Origin of the sequence: Streptomyces sp. NPDC005374 (assembly GCF_042872225.1) — a bacterium.
In the GTDB taxonomy this organism is placed as follows: Bacteria; Actinomycetota; Actinomycetes; order Streptomycetales; family Streptomycetaceae; genus Streptomyces.
Map to the genome: position 1 here is coordinate 208918 of NZ_JBIAKA010000001.1, position 17665 is coordinate 226582.

General features: G+C 70.0%; 15 protein-coding genes and 1 riboswitch. Of the genes, 7 read left to right on the plus strand and 8 right to left on the minus strand.

Annotated features, from left to right (window positions below; genetic code table 11):
• Positions 1-27 precede the first annotated feature (27 nt).
• The 6 genes from ACFYRX_RS01055 to ACFYRX_RS01080 all read left to right on the plus strand — a co-directional run bounded on the left by ACFYRX_RS01055 (position 28) and on the right by ACFYRX_RS01080 (position 8490).
• Positions 28-279, plus strand: a complete 252-nt coding sequence (locus tag ACFYRX_RS01055; protein WP_389095436.1) for a DUF3311 domain-containing protein — start codon at positions 28-30, stop codon at positions 277-279.
• Complete coding sequence (gene mctP / locus ACFYRX_RS01060; RefSeq protein ID WP_389095437.1) at positions 276-1886, plus strand: monocarboxylate uptake permease MctP; 1611 nt, start codon at positions 276-278, stop codon at positions 1884-1886. Before ACFYRX_RS01055 ends, mctP begins: the two co-directional genes overlap by 4 nt.
• A 182-nt stretch (positions 1887-2068) precedes the next feature.
• Positions 2069-2151: riboswitch (cobalamin riboswitch) on the plus strand.
• Between the two features lie 145 nt (positions 2152-2296).
• Positions 2297-4660: a ribonucleoside-diphosphate reductase subunit alpha gene (locus ACFYRX_RS01065; protein WP_389095439.1), complete on the plus strand. Its 2364-nt coding sequence runs from the start codon at positions 2297-2299 to the stop codon at positions 4658-4660.
• The gene (locus tag ACFYRX_RS01070; RefSeq protein WP_389095440.1) at positions 4660-5673 is read left to right on the plus strand and encodes a ribonucleotide-diphosphate reductase subunit beta; all 1014 of its coding nucleotides are present in this window, start codon (positions 4660-4662) and stop codon (positions 5671-5673) included. The genes ACFYRX_RS01065 and ACFYRX_RS01070 overlap by 1 nt, the downstream gene beginning before the upstream one ends.
• A 202-nt stretch (positions 5674-5875) precedes the next feature.
• Positions 5876-7930, plus strand: coding sequence for a putative Ig domain-containing protein (locus tag ACFYRX_RS01075; protein ID WP_389095442.1), 2055 nt, complete (start codon positions 5876-5878; stop codon positions 7928-7930).
• Between the two features lie 104 nt (positions 7931-8034).
• A complete protein-coding gene (locus tag ACFYRX_RS01080; RefSeq protein ID WP_389095444.1) occupies positions 8035-8490 on the plus strand; it encodes a hypothetical protein in 456 nt (151 codons plus the stop codon).
• Here ACFYRX_RS01080 and ACFYRX_RS01085 read toward each other — a convergent pair.
• On the minus strand, positions 8457-8594 hold the full coding sequence (locus ACFYRX_RS01085) for a hypothetical protein (protein WP_389095445.1): 138 nt from the start codon (positions 8592-8594) through the stop codon (positions 8457-8459). The two genes, ACFYRX_RS01080 and ACFYRX_RS01085, sit on opposite strands and share 34 nt — an antisense overlap.
• A 125-nt stretch (positions 8595-8719) precedes the next feature.
• Here ACFYRX_RS01085 and ACFYRX_RS01090 point away from each other — a divergent pair, with 125 nt between their 5' ends.
• Positions 8720-9685: a helix-turn-helix domain-containing protein gene (locus ACFYRX_RS01090; RefSeq protein WP_389095447.1), complete on the plus strand. Its 966-nt coding sequence runs from the start codon at positions 8720-8722 to the stop codon at positions 9683-9685.
• 4 nt (positions 9686-9689) lie between these two features.
• Here the strand turns inward: ACFYRX_RS01090 and ACFYRX_RS01095 are convergent, their stop codons facing one another.
• From ACFYRX_RS01095 to ACFYRX_RS01125, 7 genes are all read right to left on the minus strand, one after another.
• On the minus strand, positions 9690-11069 hold the full coding sequence (locus ACFYRX_RS01095; protein ID WP_389095449.1) for a cytochrome P450: 1380 nt from the start codon (positions 11067-11069) through the stop codon (positions 9690-9692).
• Complete coding sequence (gene cyc1, locus ACFYRX_RS01100; protein WP_389095450.1) at positions 11066-12151, minus strand: epi-isozizaene synthase; 1086 nt, start codon at positions 12149-12151, stop codon at positions 11066-11068. Before cyc1 ends, ACFYRX_RS01095 begins: the two co-directional genes overlap by 4 nt.
• 279 nt (positions 12152-12430) lie before the next feature.
• Entirely contained in the window at positions 12431-13081 is a 651-nt protein-coding gene (gene def, locus ACFYRX_RS01105; protein WP_389095452.1) for a peptide deformylase, read from the minus strand.
• A 126-nt stretch (positions 13082-13207) separates the two neighbouring features.
• Positions 13208-14188, minus strand: coding sequence for a tetratricopeptide repeat protein (locus ACFYRX_RS01110; RefSeq protein WP_389095454.1), 981 nt, complete (start codon positions 14186-14188; stop codon positions 13208-13210).
• Positions 14189-14292: 104 nt separating this feature from the next.
• A complete protein-coding gene (locus ACFYRX_RS01115; RefSeq protein WP_389095456.1) occupies positions 14293-15615 on the minus strand; it encodes an HD-GYP domain-containing protein in 1323 nt (440 codons plus the stop codon).
• The gene (locus tag ACFYRX_RS01120) at positions 15612-16919 is read right to left on the minus strand and encodes an HD-GYP domain-containing protein (RefSeq protein ID WP_389095458.1); all 1308 of its coding nucleotides are present in this window, start codon (positions 16917-16919) and stop codon (positions 15612-15614) included. The genes ACFYRX_RS01115 and ACFYRX_RS01120 overlap by 4 nt, the downstream gene beginning before the upstream one ends.
• A 150-nt stretch (positions 16920-17069) precedes the next feature.
• A complete protein-coding gene (locus ACFYRX_RS01125; protein ID WP_389095460.1) occupies positions 17070-17468 on the minus strand; it encodes a roadblock/LC7 domain-containing protein in 399 nt (132 codons plus the stop codon).
• Positions 17469-17665 lie beyond the last annotated feature (197 nt).

Here is a 17665-nt window from a genome sequence, read left to right on the forward strand (position 1 = left end):
GATCAGTGAGGGGACGGGAGTCGCGGAATGTCAGATGCGCCTGAAGTGAGACCACCCACGGTGACACCCGTGCGCGTGGTCATCGCCCTCTGCCTCGTCGCCCCGTTCGTGGCGATGCTGTGGGTCGGCTCGTACGCCAAGGTGGACCCCACGTTCATCGGCATCCCGTTCTTCTACTGGTACCAGATGCTGTGGGTGCTGATCTCCACCGCGCTGACCATGACCGCGTACAAGCTGTGGCAGCGTGACCAGCGCGCCCGGCACGGGGGTGCCAAGTGAACGACGGCGTCAACGGCGTGGCACTCGCCGTCTTCATCATCTTCTTCGTCGCCGTCACGGCCATGGGCTTCCTGGCCGCGCGCTGGCGCAAGGCCGAGAACGAGCAGAGCCTGGACGAATGGGGCCTGGGCGGCCGGTCGTTCGGCACCTGGGTCACCTGGTTCCTGCTGGGCGGTGACCTCTACACGGCGTACACCTTCGTGGCCGTCCCGGCGGCGATCTACGCGGCGGGCGCGGCCGGCTTCTTCGCGGTGCCGTACACGATCCTGGTGTACCCGCTGATCTTCACCTTCCTGCCCCGGCTGTGGTCGGTCTCGCACAAGCACGGCTATGTGACGACCTCGGACTTCGTGCGCGGCCGCTGGGGCTCGAAGAGCCTGTCGCTGGCGGTGGCGGTCACCGGCATCCTGGCGACCATGCCGTACATCGCGCTCCAACTGGTCGGCATCCAGGCCGTGCTGGACGTGATGGGCGTCGGCGGCGGCGAGAACACCAACTGGTTCGTGAAGGACCTCCCGCTGCTGATCGCCTTCGGCGTCCTCGCGGCCTACACGTACTCCTCCGGTCTGCGGGCGCCCGCGCTGATCGCGTTCGTGAAGGACACGCTGATCTACATCGTCATCGCGGTGGCGATCATCTACATCCCGATCAAGCTGGGCGGGTTCGACGACGTCTTCGCCTCGGCGAGCGAGAAGTACACCGCGGCCAAGGCGGGCGGGCTGGTCCCGGCCGAGGCGGGCCAGTGGACGTACGCCACGCTGGCGTTGGGCTCCGCGCTGGCGCTCTTCATGTACCCGCACTCGATCACCGCGACGCTCTCCTCCCGGAGTCGTGAGGTGATCCGCCGCAACACCACGATCCTGCCGCTGTACTCGCTGATGCTGGGCCTGCTCGCCCTGCTGGGCTTCATGGCGATCGCGGCCGGAGTCAAGGTCACCAACCCGCAGTTGGCGATCCCGCAGCTCTTCGAGGACATGTTCCCGGACTGGTTCGCGGGCGTGGCCTTCGCGGCGATCGGCATCGGCGCCCTGGTCCCGGCGGCCATCATGTCCATCGCGGCCGCGAACCTCTTCACCCGCAACATCTACAAGGACTTCATCAAGCCGGACGCCACCCCGGCCCAGGAGACCAAGGTCTCCAAGCTGGTGTCCCTGCTGGTGAAGGTCGGCGCCCTGGTCTTCGTCCTGACCATGGACAAGACGGTCGCGATCAACTTCCAGCTCCTGGGCGGCATCTGGATCCTGCAGACCTTCCCGGCCCTGGTCGGTGGCCTCTTCACCCGCTGGTTCCACCGCTGGGCCCTGCTCGCCGGCTGGGCGGTCGGCATGGTCTACGGCACGGCCGCCGCGTACGGGGTCGCCTCGCCGACGCAGAAGCACTTCGGCGGCTCGGCGAAGGAGATCCCGGGCATCGGCGAGATCGGCTACATCGGTCTGACGGCCTTCGTCCTGAACGTGGCCGTCACGGTGGTCCTCACCTTCGTCCTGAAGGCGGTGAAGGCCCCCGACGGCATCGACGAGACCAGCCCGGAGGACTACACGGCGGACGCGGGCGACCCGGGAGTCCAGACGGAACTTCCGCCCGCGACAGCGGGAACCTCGCACTGACGCCGTAGGAACGCACCCAGCGGGCCGCCGTGGAGAACAACCTACGGCGGCCCGCTCCGTTGTGCGCGCTTCTTCACTCTCCTCACCTGGAAGTTGACGCTCCGAAACGGCCGCGACACAACATCTGGGGGTGCCACCGGAACACGACACAAGATGTATGCTCATGCTCGCTGTCGCCGCAGGGGAATCCGGTGCGAATCCGGAACTGTCCCGCAACGGTGTACTCATGCACGCTTAGGCGCATATGAGAGTCAGTCCGAGGACCTGTCGACAGTACGCCCGGCCACCTGGCCCGGGTGTCATGACGTCCGGGCCTCGTGGAATGGGCCGGTGGACGCGACGCCGTGCGCGCTCGTGTGCTGCCCCCTGCCCTCCGCAAGGCCCCCGTGCCCAGCGAGGGAGAGCCCCACGTGACCATCGCGCCTGCGGACCCGGTTTCAGCGACCACTGCGGTGGACGAGGACGGTCCCGGAACCGCGTTGCTGCGGACCCTGACCGCGCTTACCGCCGACCTTCCCGACGCCGACCCCGGCCGGGTCGCCGCCGCCGCGCTGCGTGGCCGGTCCGCGCGGGCCGACGAGTCGGAGTTGCGTGAGCTGGCCACCGAGGCGGCGGCCGGTCTCATCTCCGAGGACCCGGCGTACAGCAGGCTGGCGGCCCGGCTGCTGACCGTCTCCATCGCCGCCGAGGCCGCCTCGCAGGGCGTCACCTCGTTCACCGGATCGGTCGCCGTCGGACACCGCGAGGGCCTCATCGCCGACCGGACCGCCGAGTTCGTGCGGGTCCACTCCGAGCGCCTCGACGCCCTGATCGACACCGACGCCGACGACCGCTTCGGCTACTTCGGCCTGCGCACCCTCCACAGCCGCTATCTCCTGAGGCACCCGATCACCCGCAAGGTCATCGAGACGCCCCAGCACTTCATGCTCCGGGTGGCCGCAGGTCTCGCCGAGGACGACACGGTCCGGGCACTGGACGAAGTCGCCGCGCTCTACGCCCTCATGAGCCGTCTCGACTACCTCCCCTCCTCCCCCACCCTCTTCAACTCCGGCACCCGGCACCCCCAGATGTCGTCCTGCTACCTCCTCGACTCCCCGGTCGACGAGCTGGACTCCATCTACGACCGCTACCACCAGGTCGCGCGGCTCTCGAAGCACGCCGGTGGCATCGGGCTGTCGTACTCCCGTATCCGCAGCCGCGGTTCGCTGATCCGCGGCACCAACGGGCACTCCAACGGCATCGTCCCGTTCCTGAAGACCCTCGACGCCTCGGTCGCCGCCGTGAACCAGGGCGGCCGGCGCAAGGGCGCGGCCGCGGTCTACCTGGAGACCTGGCACTCCGACATCGAAGAGTTCCTGGAGCTGCGCGACAACACCGGTGAGGACGCCCGCCGTACGCACAACCTGAACCTCGCGCACTGGATCCCGGACGAGTTCATGCGCCGGGTCAACGCAGACGCGCTCTGGTCGCTGTTCTCCCCCGTCGACGTGCCCGAGCTGGTCGACCTGTGGGGCGAGGAGTTCGACGCGGCGTACAAGAAGGCCGAAGAGCAGGGTCTCGCCCGCAGGACCATCCCGGCCCGTGACCTCTACGGCCGCATGATGCGCACCCTCGCGCAGACCGGCAACGGCTGGATGACCTTCAAGGACGCCGCCAACCGCACGGCCAACCAGACGGCCACGCCGGGCCATGTCGTCCACTCCTCCAACCTCTGCACGGAGATCCTGGAGGTCACGGACGACGGGGAGACGGCGGTCTGCAACCTGGGGTCCGTCAACCTCGGCGCGTTCGTCGACACGGCGACCGGTGACATCGACTGGGAGCGGCTGGACGCCACCGTCCGCACCGCCGTGACCTTCCTGGACCGGGTCGTCGACATCAACTTCTACCCGACCGAGCAGGCCGGGCGGTCCAACGCCAGGTGGCGTCCCGTCGGCCTCGGCGCGATGGGCCTGCAGGACGTCTTCTTCAAGCTGCGCCTGCCCTTCGACTCGCAGGAGGCCCGGGACCTGTCCACCCGTATCGCCGAGCGCATCATGCTCGCCGCGTACGAGGCCTCCGCGGACCTCGCCGAGCGGAGCGGTCCGCTGCCGGCCTGGGAGAAGACCCGTACGGCGCAGGGCGTGCTGCACCCCGACCACTTCCCGGACGCCGAACTGACCTGGCCGGAGCGGTGGGCGGCCCTGCGCGGCCGTATCGCCGCCACCGGACTGCGCAACTCCCTGCTCCTCGCCATCGCGCCCACCGCCACCATCGCCTCGATCGCCGGCGTGTACGAGTGCATCGAGCCGCAGGTCTCCAACCTGTTCAAGCGCGAGACGCTGTCCGGTGAGTTCCTCCAGGTCAACTCGTATCTGGTGCGGGAGCTCAAGGACCTCGGCGTGTGGGACGCCCGCACCCGTGAGGCGTTGCGCGACGCGAACGGTTCGGTGCAGGACTTCGCGTGGATCCCCGAGGACGTACGGGCGTTGTACCGCACGGCGTGGGAGATCCCGCAGCGCGGACTGATCGACATGGCGGCGGCGCGGACCCCGTTCCTCGACCAGTCCCAGTCGCTGAACCTGTTCCTGGAGACGCCGACCATCGGCAAGCTCTCCTCGATGTACGCGTACGCCTGGAAGTCGGGCCTGAAGACGACGTACTACCTGCGCTCGCGCCCGGCGACCCGTATCGCCCGCGCCGCACAGGCGTCGGTCCCCGTCCAACAGCCGGCTCCTGAGGACGCCGTCGCCTGTTCCCTGGAAAACCCCGAATCCTGCGAGGCCTGCCAGTGATGACCAGCGAAGCCAAGAACCTTCTCGACCCGGGCTTCGAGCTGACCCTCCGCCCCATGCGCTACCCGGACTTCTACGAGCGCTACCGGGACGCCATCAAGAACACCTGGACCGTCGAGGAGGTCGACCTCCACTCGGACGTCTCCGACCTCGCGAAGCTGTCCGAGGGCGAGCAGCACATGATCGGCCGACTGGTCGCGTTCTTCGCGACGGGCGACTCGATCGTGGCCAACAACCTGGTGCTGACCCTCTACAAGCACATCAACTCCCCCGAGGCGCGGCTGTATCTGAGCCGCCAGCTCTTCGAGGAGGCCGTCCACGTCCAGTTCTATCTGACGCTCCTGGACACCTACCTCCCCGATCCGCAGGACCGGGCGGCCGCCTTCGACGCCGTCGAGAACATCCCGTCCATCCGCGAGAAGGCCGGGTTCTGCTTCAAGTGGATCAACGAGGTGGAGAAGCTGGACCGGCTGGAGACCCAGGCCGACCGCCGCCGCTTCCTGCTCAACCTGATCTGCTTCGCCGCGTGCATCGAGGGCCTCTTCTTCTACGGCGCCTTCGCCTACGTCTACTGGTTCCGCAGCCGGGGTCTGCTGCACGGCCTCGCGACCGGCACCAACTGGGTGTTCCGCGACGAGACCATGCACATGTCGTTCGCCTTCGAGGTGGTCGACACCGTGCGCAAGGAGGAGCCGGAGCTGTTCGACGACCGGCTCCGGGAGGAGGTCACCGCCATGCTGGCGGAGGCCGTCGAGGCGGAGCTCCAGTTCGCGCGTGACCTGTGCGGCGAGGGTCTGCCCGGCATGAACACCGAGTCGATGCGGCAGTACCTGGAGTGCGTCGCCGACCAGCGCCTGAGCCGCCTCGGCTTCGCCCCGGTGTACGGCTCGGAGAACCCCTTCTCCTTCATGGAGCTGCAGGGCGTCCAGGAGCTGACCAACTTCTTCGAACGGCGTCCGTCCGCCTACCAGGTGGCGGTGGAGGGCACGGTCGACCTGGACGAGGACTTCTAGCCTTCAGGCACTGGACGGCCCATGGAGCTTCCATGGGCCGTCCATGAGCCTGCTATGGAGCAGCAAAGATCTCCCCCCGCCGCTTCTCCCGCCTTCTCAACGGCCGCTAGCTTCTGGCACGTCATGCTCATGACTGCGTGATCTGCCGCCGCTACGCGCGTCACGGGCCTGCCTGTTACCCCACCGATGGAGGCAGTACCCCATGCGTGAAAAGCCCCGCCGGAGCCTGCGAAGACTCCTGGCCACCGCCATCCCCGCCCTCGCCCTCGGCCTCGCCGGGCTGGTCGCCGTACCGGCCCAGGCGGCACCCGCGGTGTCCGTGACCGCCCACACCACTCGCACCGCCCAGAACTCCAAGGCGCTCACCTCCCCCGGCCGCCAGACGTTCCACTCGACCGGCAAGGCCGGCCAGAAGGTGCCTACCACGCACCTGTGCGGCACCCCGTCCCCCGGTCACGCGTCCTGCTTCGCCCAGCGCCGGACCGACATCAAGCAGCGGCTGGCGTCCGCGGCCGCCGCCGCGGCGCCGTCCGGGCTCAGCCCGGCCAACCTGCACAGCGCCTACAACCTGCCCTCGACGGGCGGCACGGGCCTGACGGTCGCCGTGGTCGACGCGTACAACGACCCCAACGCGGCCGCCGACCTGGCGACCTACCGCTCGACCTACGGCCTGTCGGCGTGCACGGTCGCCAACGGATGCTTCAAGCAGGTCAGCCAGACCGGTTCCACCACCTCGCTGCCGACCAACGACACCGGCTGGGCCGGCGAGGAAGCGCTCGACATCGACATGGTCAGCGCCGTCTGCCCGAACTGCAACATCATCCTCGTGGAGGCCAACTCCGCGAACGACTCCGACCTCGGCATCGCCGAGAACGAGGCCGTGGCGCTCGGCGCCAAGTTCGTGTCCAACAGCTGGGGCGGGGACGAGGCCTCCTCCCAGACCAGCGAGGACACCTCGTACTTCAAGCACCCCGGTGTCGCCATCACCGTCTCCGCCGGTGACTCCGCCTACGGCGCCGAGTACCCGGCGACCTCCCAGTACGTGACCGCCGTCGGCGGCACCGCGCTGTCCACGTCCTCGGCCTCCCGCGGCTGGACCGAGTCCGTGTGGAAGACCAGCTCCACCGAGGGCACCGGCTCCGGCTGCTCGGCCTACGACCCCAAGCCGAGCTGGCAGACCGACACCGGCTGCACCAAGCGCATGGAGGCCGACGTCTCCGCCGTCGCCGACCCCGCCACCGGCGTGGCCGTGTACGACACCTACGGCGGTTCCGGCTGGGCCGTCTACGGCGGCACCAGCGCCTCGTCGCCGATCATCGCGGGTGTCTACGCACTGGCGGGCACCCCGGGCTCCAGTGACTACCCGGCGAAGTACCCGTACAGCCACACGAGCAACCTGTACGACGTGACCAGCGGCAACAACGGCTCCTGCTCCACCTCGTACTTCTGCACCGCGACCACCGGCTACGACGGCCCGACCGGCTGGGGCACCCCCAACGGCACCACCGCCTTCACCGCGGGCACCAGCACCGGCAACACCGTGACGGTCACCAACCCGGGCAGCCAGTCCACGACGACCGGCGGTTCCGCCAGTCTGCAGATCAGCGCGACCGACAGCGCGGGCGCGACCCTCACCTACAGCGCGAGCGGCCTGCCGACCGGGCTGTCCATCAGCAGCTCCACCGGCAAGATCACGGGCACGGCGTCCACCGCGGGCACCTACCAGGTCACCGTCACCGCGAAGGACTCCACCGGCGCCACCGGCTCGGCCTCCTTCACCTGGACTGTCGGCTCCAGCAGCAGCACCTGCACCTCGTCCCAGCTGCTCGGCAACGCCGGCTTCGAGTCCGGCAGCACCACCTGGACCTCCTCCAGCGGCGTCATCACCAACTCCACCGACGAGTCGGCGCACGCCGGTTCGTACTACGCCTGGCTGGACGGGTACGGCTCCGCGCACACCGACACCCTGTCCCAGTCGGTGACCGTGCCGAGCGGCTGCAAGGCCACCTTCACCTTCTACCTGCACATCGACACCGCGGAGACCGGCAGCACCGCCTACGACAAGCTGACGGTCACCGCCGGTTCGACCACGCTGGCGACCTACTCCAACGTCAACGCGGCTTCCGGGTACGCCCAGAAGTCCTTCGACCTGTCCTCGTACGCCGGTTCCACCGTCACCCTGAAGTTCAGCGGTGTCGAGGACTCCTCGCTCCAGACCAGCTTCGTCCTCGACGACACCGCCGTGACGACCAGCTGACGTCCCCTTCCACGCCCCCGGGCCCCGGTCGCCGCTTTCGCGACCGGGGCCCGGTCTGGATCCAGGTGTACGGGTCATACGTCCAAGGGGAACAGGAGGCACTCATGAGCCGTACGAACCGTCACACGACCCTCGCGCTCGCCGCGCTGACCCTGCTGCTCGCGGGGTGCGGGAGCGAGGCCGGCAGCCAGGGAAGCGACAGTGACACGGTGTCACCGTCGCCCTCTTCGGCGTCCGCGTCACCGGGCTGTACGCCCGCTTCGGAGCTCGACGCGGCCGACAGCGGCAGTACGGTCTGCCTCGCGGTGGGCGACACGGTCCGGATCTCGCTGGACGGGACGAAGAACCGCCCCTGGAAGCCGGTCAGCACCGAGGGCAGCGGGCTGGAGGCCGCCAACAGCGGGATCGTGCTGCTGCCCGGTGACGCGAGTTCCGCGTACCGGGCGGTCTCGGCGGGCCGGGTGCGGCTGAGTTCACAGCGCCCCCTGTGCGCCACCGGGACCGGCGGCGTCTCCTGCAAGGGCATTCAGGAGTGGCGGGTCACCGTGGAGGTGAAGTAACGCCTCTGCGCTTCCCGGATCTGACGGTCGACGCGACGGTCGTGCACGATCCCGATCACCGACGGGAGCGCCAGCAGGACGAGGATGGCGAGAACGGTCAGCATGGCAATCAGTCCTTCTGTCTGTGCCGAAGTCGTGTCACTACTCTCGCGCCATTGACTCCTTACAAACAGTGGCAGGACTGCCGCACACCCTCGATTTACTGCCAACCCTCGGGCACACTGGCAGCATGCTGAAAAACGTGGCCGCCGTCGTCCTGGACGGTGTGAATCCCTTCGAGCTCGGTGTCGTCTGCGAGGTCTTCGGCACCGACCGCAGCGACGACGGACTGCCCGTGTACGACTTCGCGGTCGCCTCGGCCGAGGGGCCGACGCTGGCCTCGCGGTCGGGCTTCTCCCTGCACGTCGAGCACGGACTCGAGCGGCTGGAGTCGGCCGACCTGATCGCCGTGCCGGCCGGCGCCCGCTACGAGACCCGGGACTTCCCGCCGGAGCTGCTGGAGGCCCTGCGGCGCGGGGTCGAGCGCGGGGCCCGGGTGCTCAGCGTGTGCTCCGGCGTCTTCGTGCTCGCCGCCGCCGGGCTGCTCGACGGCCGGCGCTGCACCGTGCACTGGCACCACGCGGAGGAGCTGGCGCTGGCGTATCCGCGGCTGACCGTGGAGCCCGATGTCCTGTACGTCGACGAGGGCCTGGTGATCACCTCCGCGGGCACCGCCGCCGGCATCGACGCCTGCCTGCACATCGTGCGCAAGGAACAGGGTCCCGAGGTCGCCAACAAGATCGCCCGGCGCATGGTCGTACCGCCGCACCGGGACGGCGGACAGGCGCAGTACATCGAGCGGCCGCTGCCCCGGTCCAAGTGCGACACCGTCGGCGAGGTGCTCGTGTGGATGGAGGGCCATCTCGACGAGGACGTCACCGTCGAGCAGCTGGCCGAGCGCGCGCTGATGTCCCCGCGCACCTTCGCCCGCCGCTTCCAGCAGGAGACGGGTACGACTCCCTACCGCTGGATCCTGCGCCAGCGGGTGCTGCTGGCCCAGCGGCTGCTGGAGGCGACGGAGGAGACGGTGGACGCGATCGCCGGCCGAACGGGGTTCGGCACGGCGGCCGCGCTGCGCCACCAGTTCCTGCGCGCGGTGGGCACCACTCCGAACGCCTACCGGCGCACGTTCCGGGGTCCGGAGGCGGCCGCCTGACCCCTCACCTGGGCACGGGCCTCACCAGGAGCGCGTTCGGACGCAGGGTGATGCCCGGGTGGGGGGTGTCGTCGGACCCGGCCACCTGCTCGAAGCGGTACTTCCTGGCCAGCGCCGCCGTGATCAGCGTCAGCTGGGCCATCGAGAAGTGGTCGCTCGGGCACTTCCGGTTGCCCGTGCTGAACGGGCTCATGGCGTGTTTCGGAACCGTCCCGGCGCGTTCCGGACTCCAGCGCGGCGGGTCGAACTCCGCGCTGGAGTCGAAGGACTCCGGATCCCGCTGGATCGCGTACGGGCTGTACACGATGTCCGACCCGGCCGGAATGCGATAGCCACCGAGTTCGGTGTCCCGTACCGCACGCCGGGTCAATATCCATACCGCGGGCCACAAACGCATGGTCTCGACCACCACTTGGTTCGTGTACCTCAGCGACCGGACGTCCTCGAATGCCACGGGACGGCCACCGGTGACCGATTCGACTTCCGCGCACACCTTGTCGGCGTGTTCCGGATGTTCGGCGAGCACCTGGAGCAGCCACATGATCGTGGAGGCGATGGTTTCACCGCCGGGGGTGAGTATCGCGACGACCTGGTCGTGGATCTCCTGTTCCCCGATGGGGTCGCCATTCGCGTCCTTCGCCGCCAGCAATGCCGTCAGCAAATCGTCCGGATTTTGACCGGATGCCCGGCGCTCGGCGATGATCTCGTCGACCACCAGATGCAGATCGGCCAACGCCCGATTGAATGCGCGGTTGGCCGGCAGAGGCAGCTTGTACAGCGGCCCGGCGGGTATCACCATCCGCCGGTACATGCCCCGGAAGACGGTCGTGAACGCGACGCACAGCCGCTCGGCACGCTCGTCCATGTAGTCGCCGCGCAGCAGACAGCGGGCCGCGATGCGCACGGCGACGCGGAAGGACTCGGAGGTGCAGTCGACCGTCTCGCCGGGCCGCCAGCGCTCGGCCAGCGCCTGTGCCTCCTCCGCCATGACCGGCCCGTACGCCGGTATGGCGTCGAGCCGGAACGCGGGCTGTATGGTGCGCCGCTGACGCCGGTGCTGGGGGCCGTTGGCGGTGGCCACGCCCTGTTTGCCGACCAGCCCCTCCAGGGACTCCCAGAGCGGACCGGCGATGATGAAGTCGGGGTTGAGCGCCACCGCTCCGGTCAGTTCCGGGGTGGTGGGCGCGTACACCGTCTTGGGGCCGAGCTTGAGGCGTACGACGTCGCCGTGCCGCCGGAGCCCGGTCAGGAGGCTCAGCGGATCGCGCGCGAGCCTGAGGCCGTGGCCGAGGAGCGGCACGCGGCCGCCGGCCAGGGGCGGTTCACCGCTGTCGCCCGGTTCCCGGACCGCGGGGGTCTGGGTGTGCACCGACTCGAGAGTCATTTCTCACCTGCCGCTTCGTTGTCGACGTACGGGGGTGTGGACCGGTCGTCCCAGCTGTCGACCATGTAGCGGCCGGACTCGTGGTGGAACCAGTAGACGGTGCTGAACCAATTGCGCATATTGCTGACGCAGGCCCGCACGGCGGCGCTCAGTTCTTTTCCGTGTACGGTGCCGTCGTCGAGGCCGTCGGCGAATCGCCGGGCGTCGCTCTCGGCGACGAGGAACGCGTCCACGCATTTCTTGACGCGGTATCGCATTTCCCGTATCGCCTCTTCGAGTGTCAGTCCCTCATGTGTGATGAGACTGATTCCGAGATTGTGCACCTCGTCGCCCGCGATTTCCTTGGGCAGCGAGCAGAGGTCGTTGTACCAGGCGGCGAATTCCTGGCTCAGCAGAGCCGCCCGCCGGTACGCCGGGTGTTTCCTCATCTCGTCCGGGAGTTCACGTCCGGCGCTCGGCTCCAGGAGGTCGGTCCATATCTGGTGCGCGAAGGTGAGGCGGCGCAGGGTCAGGTATTCCTCGACCGTGGGAACCACTCCCCTGGTGCGGTTGCGGAATTCCCGGTCGTAGGCCTCGATCACCTCGTGGAAGTGCCGGGCGAAGCGCGCGTTCCAGGTGCGGGGCAGAAAGGAGTACAACCGTGACACGCTGTCCGCGAGCCCGGCCACCAGGGGATCCCGGTGGTGCAGATGCCCCTGCGGGGAGTCGACGGCCCGATGCAAACGGAACCTGAGCCGCCGCCAGGCGGCCGTGCGGCCGTGCACGATGTCACGGTCGTGGCGGTCGTCCCAGACGAAGAACCACGCGCTGAAGTCCGTTATCGCCTGGAGGACGTCGTCGGGGGCGCCGAGGTAGTACCCCGCCATCAGGTTCGTGTAGCACAGTCCGTCGGCATATTCCTCCACGGCGTCCGCCGGCATGAGCCGCTTTTCCAGAAGCCAGGTACGGATGTTCTCCTGGAGCCGGGGCCAATACGGGTGCAGTTGCCTGGGAAACGCTGCCTCGACCACCGGGAGAGAGAGCGACGGTGGAACCGCGATCGCCGTCGGCGTCGATGTGGTGCTGTATGGGAAAGCAGGCACGAACAAACCCCTTCCAGCCGCCAGTTGACGCACCCCTCCCGCTGGACCGGGCGTGCGCCGTTGCGTATCCCCGCACTTCCCATTCAGCACCACAACTGACCGTTTTGGGAACGGATTTGCTTCATTCACTACCCCTACGTGCCTCGATTCTCCCCTTGCGTGACCGGAATCGGATCACTATGTGAGCACATCCGATCGCACGTACGACGCACATGCGAACGGCGCCTGTTCAGGGAGTGATCCCTGAACAGGCGCCGTTCGTACGGGCGTTGTGGGACGTCAGTCGTTCGCGACCACGGGGTACCGGGGCTCGTTCTCGGCCATCTGCCGCAGCGCGTCCTTGCGTTCGCGCTTGGAGAGCCGGTCGATGTAGAGGTAGCCGTAGAGGTGGTCGGTCTCGTGCTGCAAACACCGGGCGAAGTAACCGGTGCCGCGGACCTTGACCGGGTTGCCCTGCTCGTCCTGGCCGGTGACCTCGGCGTAGTCAGGGCGGGCGAGCGGCGCGTACGCGGTGGGCACCGACAGGCAGCCCTCGTTCGCGTCGTCGAGCCTGCGCTGGTCGGCGGGCAGGTCCACGAGCTTCGGGTTGCAGACGACACCCACGTGCCGCCGGCCCTCGTCGTCCTGGCAGTCGTACACGAAGACCTTCAGATCGACACCGATCTGGTTGGCGGCGAGACCGACACCCTCGGCGGTGCGCTGGCTGGCGAACATGTCCGCGACCAGCTGGTCCAGCTCCTCACCGAACTCGGTGACGTCCTTGCACTCCTTGTGCAGCACGGGGTTCCCGACGACGGTGACGGGCCGCGAGGTGCCGCGCTCACGCCAGGCGTTCTCCCGCTCCTCGGTGTCCTCGGTGTCGACGACGAACCCCTCGTCATCGACGGGGAGCACGCCCACGTGCTGCTGATCGGTGTCCTGCTGGGCCATGACCGACGATGCCTTCCTCAAACCAAAACACGGGGTGACTGCTGATACAGGGTAAGGGGGCCGTGCCCTGTAGGGGCGCGGGGAACTGCGCGACCAGCCACGACGGCGCCGCACCCGACCAACGACCTAGCAGACCTCTTCCAGATCCCGCCAGTCCCGGGAATCAGGGCTGTCCGCGACCCACCCGTCCAGCAGCCCCCGAACCAGCGAGGCAGGCGCAGCCACCCCGCACTCCCGCTCCGGCACCCACAACTGCCCGTCCGTCCGATGCCCCAGCGGCCCGGGATGCCCCGGCTCACTGTGATCGTGCGGATCGAGATGCTCCCCGTCGCCCTCGTCGGACGGCATCCGGGACTCGGAACACATCCGGCACAGCAGCCGCACCGAGGAAGACCAGTCCTCCGCGGCGAACCCGGCATCGGAGGCCAGCTGCTCCAACGCGTCCCGGTCCGCCTCGGTGGCCGCCTCAAGCAGCACCACCCACGTAGGCACAGGCGACGGCGCCCACAGCTCGATCTCGTCGAACACCGGATAGGCGTGGCCCGACGCGGTCGTCCGCTCCCCGTGCGGCACCCCGTCGTGCAGCACGACCTCACCCCAGCGCCGCCCCGAGGACGGCAGCGGGATGGACAGCACCTCGATGCGGGCGGGGTCCAGGCGCCGCCCCCACACCACCTCGGCCTCCCCTTCGGGAGACAGCCGTACGGCCGCGCTGCCGAGGTCCATGCCGACCGGTTCGCCGGACGCGGTCGCCCCTCCCGGTACCCGCAGCCCGTACGCCTGCCAGGCCCGCCGGGCCAGCGGCCAGTCCTGGAGCGCGGTCGCCGCGATGCCCACGTTCCACCAGTCGGGCGCCCCGGTCTCCCGGTCGAGCAGCGCGACGGCCCTGAGGCCCGCGGCCCGGGCCTGTTCCCAGTCGTGCCGGAACTTGTGCAGGAGGGCGAGGTTGAACCACGACTCCGACAGCCACGGCTCCAGGTCCGCGGCACGTGTCAGCAGCGCGCCCGCGTCCTCGTACCGACCGTCGCCGATCAGCGTGAACGCGCGGTCCGTGGCCTGCCGCCAGGAGGCGGAGGGCCGGTGCCGTCCCTTGCCGAAGATCCTCACGATTCCCGCCTGCCGGTTCCGTCGAGTGGGCTGGCTGTGCCCCCGGACACCCTCTCTCCCGCATCCAACCACGTGTGCTTGGAAGGGCGCTCATTACCCATGGGTTACCCCGTCGCGGGGGAGGTCAGACAGTCTCTCGACAGCACCCTGGCCAGCGCCTCCACGACTTCCGGAGCGTAGTCCCCCGCGGTGCCCAGGCGCAGCTCCTCCAGCGCGGTCAGCGGCCCGCCGGGCCCGGCGTCCCGCGCCTTCTCCTCGTACGCGTTCACCGCCCGCACGATCCGCGCGGCCAGCGGCTGCTCCCGGCAGGGGTCGGCCTGCCGCTCCACGACCACCGCGACGGCCGCGTCCACACCCGTCTGCCGTACGACGGCCCCGCCGAGGAGCGCGATGCGGCGCTGTTCGGCGACGGGCAGACCTGCGGTGGCGCCCGCGGGCACCGGGTCGACGAGGCTCAGCTGGCCGATGTCGTGCATGAGGGCGGCGTACTCCAGGACGGTGAGTTCGGGCCGGGACAGTCCGAGGTCCCGTCCGACCTCCCGGCTGAGCGCGGCGACCCTGCGCGCGTGTCCGGCGGGCGTGTACCCGGCGATCTCGGTGGCCCGGGCGAGGGAGGCGATGGTCTGGCGGTAGGTGGAGCGGACGGCGGCGTACCGGCGGACGGAGAGCTGGGTGAGCAGCAGCGGCACGGAGAAGACGGGCAGCGCCCACAGCCCCACGACGGCCACCGCGAGCGCCATCACGGCACCCGTGGCGACGACGGCGGAGCCGATCCCGAGCAGCGCCCGCAGCTCGTCCCTCAGCACCGGGCCGAAGGGCCAGCCGGCGCGGGAGTGCGCCAGGGCGGCCGCGAGGACGGCGTCGCACAGCGCGGTGAGCGAGAGCAGGGCGAGCAGCAGCACGGCGTACGCGGGGCCGCCCCACTGCGCGAACGTCCCCTGGTTGTACAGGGGTTGGAAACACACGGCGGCGAATCCCACGGTGAGGAAGCGGCGGGCGAGCTGGTCGGTGGTGGGGCCCTGCCCGCGCCCGATGTGCGGCACGCCGCCGACGAGGGAGGCGGCGAGGACGACGGTGACGACCTGGGCGGCGCCGTGATGGGTGGGCGCGCCGGCGTTCTCGCCGAGCAGGGCGTACGACAGCGCCCCGGCGGCACCGAGCGGCGCGGCCTCCCTGACGTGGGGCCCGCTGCGCCGGTTGAGCTCACCGACGGTGATCAGCACCCCGAAGGCGAGGGCGGTGCCGCGCTCCTCGATGCCGGTCCAGAGGGTGAAGGCGAGGGAGCCGAGCACCAGGAGGGCGGCGCAGGCGTGGACGAGGGTGAGGAGGAACGGAGGGCGGGGGACGCGCCTGCGTGTGCCGCCCTCCGGCCCCGGGGACCGGGTGGGCCCGGACGTGCTCCGGTCCGGTCGCGGGGCCGCGCTCACCGGCGTGCTCCCGGCCGCCCCACGGCTGCCGGCCGAGGACGCGGCAGGCCGGCCTCGTCCGCCGTGACCGCGGGATGCCAGCCGTGCCGGGCCAGCGCGCTGACAAGGGCCGTCACCATGCGCGGGTCGAACTGGCTGCCCGCACACCGCTCCAGCTCCTCCAGCGCGGCAGCCACCGGCCGGGCCCGTCGGTAGGAGCGGGTGGACGTCATGGCGTCGAAGGCGTCGGCGACCGCCACCACCCGTGCCGACTCCGGAATACGACCACCCGTCAGCCCGTACGGGTATCCGCTCCCGTCCAGCCGTTCGTGATGGTGCAGTACGGCGGCCCGGGCCTCCCCGAGGAAGGAGATGCCCCGCACCATCTCGTGCCCGTACTCGGGATGGAGTTCGATGACCCGCCGCTCCTCAGGGGTCAGCGGCCCGTCCTTGCGGAGCAGCCGCGTCGGCACCCCCAGCTTCCCCACGTCGTGCAGGATCCCCGCGAACCGCAGTACCTCGATGCGGGCGTCGTCCATGCCGAGCTCCCGCGCGATCATCATCGACGCCTGCCCGACCCGTTCGCTGTGCCCGCGCGTGTACTCGTCCTTGATGTCGACGGCCTGTACCAGCGCGCGGATGGTGGCCTGGTGGGCGGCCCGCTCCCGGTGGTACTGGGCGAACACCCACCACGACACACACATCGGCAGCAGCACGAGCAACGCGGCGACGGGACCGTAGGGGCTGCGCCACAGCACCGCCATCATCAGCCCGGCCAGTCCGTGCACGGCGACGGGGGCGAGGGAGCGGAGGAAGAGGCCGCGCCAGGCCCGCCGTACGGGAATCCGCTCGGCGAGCGCCAGGATCCCCCCGTCCAGCAGGCTCAGTACCAGGCAGAACGTGAGGACCGCGACCCCGGCCGGGACCAGCGCGTACGGGAAGTCCGACGTCACGACCGCGTCCCGGCCGCCCATCGCCCAGTGCACCCGTGCGGCCGCCCACACACCCACGGCGAGCCGCGCGGCCCGCCAGATCCGGCGCAGTACCCGGGGCCGCTGTTCCACGGGGGACAGCAGGGCCGCCGGCAGCGGTACGAGGGCGGCGGCGGGGGGCGGCAGCAGGAAGGCGCCGGCGAGCAGGACGGGGTAGAAGGTGCCGGCGAACCGCCATCGGGCGGCGGCCCGCTCGCATCCGGCGTACAGCGCGACGAGCAGCGCGACCGCCCACCAGGGGGTGCGGACGGCCGGCAGCGGGAGCAGACAGACCAGCGCGGCCACGGCCGCACAGGCGACGTACGCGCGCGCCCGTGCCGGTACCGCCTCCACGCCAACGCCCTCCCCCGCCACGCCTGTTCCGGCTCGGAGCCTAGGACGCCGGGTGGACCGGAAGAACCGCTATGGGTGAATCCGCGCGCCTGCGCCGTCCGGATTAGCCCGATCGAGTGACCGGCGTGCGAACGTCGTGCCGACGTGCGGTCAGTGCGGGACGTCCGCGGCGAGTGCCTTGCTGAGTTCCTCCACGGCGGCCGGCGACTCGCGTTGGAACGCGGCGATGTCCAGGCCCTCGTCGCCCATGACGGTGAGCAGCGCGCGGTCGCCCACGGCCGTCACGACGACATGCCCGGAACCGCCCCGCACGATCACCTCGCGCAGTGTCCCGGCGCCGCCGAGGTCGGCGATACGGCGGCCGACGCCGAGGGTCGCGGCGGCGAGCGCGGCGACGGACTCGGGGTGCACGGAGTCGACGTCGGCGACGACGAGCAGTCCGTCCGCGGTGGACAGCACGCTCTCGCTGACGCCCAGCACCCGGTCCCGCAGGGAGGCGAGGATGTCGATGAGGGCGGCGTCCGGCTCGGGTGACGGGGTTTCGGTCATGGACACGTGCTCCTCGGGGGTTCGGCAGTGCTCCCGCTCTCGGGGAGAGCCTGCAGCCGCTCATGGACGCGCTGCAGCGTTTCGATCGAGGGTTGCTCGGCGGCCAGTTCCTCGGGCGAGGGGGCCGGATACGCGAACGGAAGCGAAGAGGACGGAACAGCACCGCGCACGGGCAGGGCCGGACGTGCGGACGGGGG

What these genes read in the sequence shown, in the direction of transcription:
- ACFYRX_RS01055 (WP_389095436.1), top strand. Translation starts at nt 28, where the DNA reads ATGTCAGATGCGCCTGAAGTGAGACCACCCACGGTGACACCCGTGCGC.
- ACFYRX_RS01070 (WP_389095440.1), top strand. Translation starts at nt 4,660, where the DNA reads ATGACCAGCGAAGCCAAGAACCTTCTCGACCCGGGCTTCGAGCTGACC.
- ACFYRX_RS01075 (WP_389095442.1), top strand. Translation starts at nt 5,876, where the DNA reads ATGCGTGAAAAGCCCCGCCGGAGCCTGCGAAGACTCCTGGCCACCGCC.
- ACFYRX_RS01080 (WP_389095444.1), top strand. Translation starts at nt 8,035, where the DNA reads ATGAGCCGTACGAACCGTCACACGACCCTCGCGCTCGCCGCGCTGACC.
- ACFYRX_RS01085 (WP_389095445.1), bottom strand. Translation starts at nt 8,594, where the DNA reads ATGCTGACCGTTCTCGCCATCCTCGTCCTGCTGGCGCTCCCGTCGGTG.
- ACFYRX_RS01090 (WP_389095447.1), top strand. Translation starts at nt 8,720, where the DNA reads ATGCTGAAAAACGTGGCCGCCGTCGTCCTGGACGGTGTGAATCCCTTC.
- ACFYRX_RS01095 (WP_389095449.1), bottom strand. Translation starts at nt 11,069, where the DNA reads ATGACTCTCGAGTCGGTGCACACCCAGACCCCCGCGGTCCGGGAACCG.
- def (WP_389095452.1), bottom strand. Translation starts at nt 13,081, where the DNA reads ATGGCCCAGCAGGACACCGATCAGCAGCACGTGGGCGTGCTCCCCGTC.
- ACFYRX_RS01125 (WP_389095460.1), bottom strand. Translation starts at nt 17,468, where the DNA reads ATGACCGAAACCCCGTCACCCGAGCCGGACGCCGCCCTCATCGACATC.